This is a genomic window from Vibrio sp. D420a (assembly GCF_030248625.1).
GTDB lineage: Bacteria > Pseudomonadota > Gammaproteobacteria > Enterobacterales > Vibrionaceae > Vibrio > Vibrio fortis_A.
In genome coordinates this window covers 1-857 of record NZ_JAHGAN010000100.1, presented here as the reverse complement: position 1 = coordinate 857, position 857 = coordinate 1, and the positions used below count along the sequence as shown (strand labels likewise).

Below are 857 nucleotides of genomic sequence, written 5' to 3'. Positions count from 1 at the left end.
GACCGCCGTAAAGGTGCCTTTGCTGCCGCCGCTGACCGTAATGTCATCGGCCGTAAACCCAGTCACGGCTTCACTGAAGGTGAAGGTGTACGTGACATCCCCGGTCGCCGTGCCCGTCGTATCATCACTGATGCTGACCGTCGGCACCACCGTATCGACCGCCTGCGTGCTTTGGGTCGCCGCCGTATTGGTATTGCCCGCCGCATCGGTCGCTACGTCCGCCGCCACATCCACCGTGATGTTGCTGGTGCTGCCTGCCGTTGGTGTCACCACCAAGGTGTACACCGTGCCGCTGACCGCCGTAAAGGTGCCTTTGCTGCCGCCGCTGACCGTAATATCATCGACCGTAAAACCGGTCACGGCTTCACTGAAGGTGAAGGTGTACGTGATATCCTCGATCGCCGTGCCCGTCGTATCGTTACTGATGCTGACCGTCGGCACCACCGTATCGACCGCCTGCGTGCTTCGGGTCGCCGCCGTGTTGGTATTGCCCGCCGCATCGGCCGCTACGTCCGCCGCCACATCCACCGTGATGTTGCTGGTGCTGCCTGCCGTTGGTGTCACCACCAAGGTGTACACCGTGCCGCTGACCGCCGTAAAGGTGCCTTTGCTGCCGCCGCTGACCGTAATGTCATCGGCCGTAAACCCAGTCACGGCTTCACTGAAGGTGAAGGTGTACGTGACATCCCCGGTCGCCGTGCCCGTCGTATCATCACTGATGCTGACCGTCGGTACCACCGTATCGACCGCCTGCGTGCTTCGGGTCGCCGCCGTATTGGTATTGCCCGCCGCGTCGGCCGCTACGTCCGCCGCCACATCCACCGTGATGTTGCTGGTGCTGCCTGCCGTTGGTGTCA

1 protein-coding gene is annotated in these 857 nt (G+C 62.5%); it reads right to left on the bottom strand.

Features of this window, described 5'->3' with window-relative positions:
- The coding region (locus KI743_RS24690) for an Ig-like domain-containing protein (protein WP_373417853.1) at positions 1 to 738 on the bottom strand (738 nt) is incomplete at its 3' end.
- Positions 739 to 857: the final 119 nt, after the last annotated feature.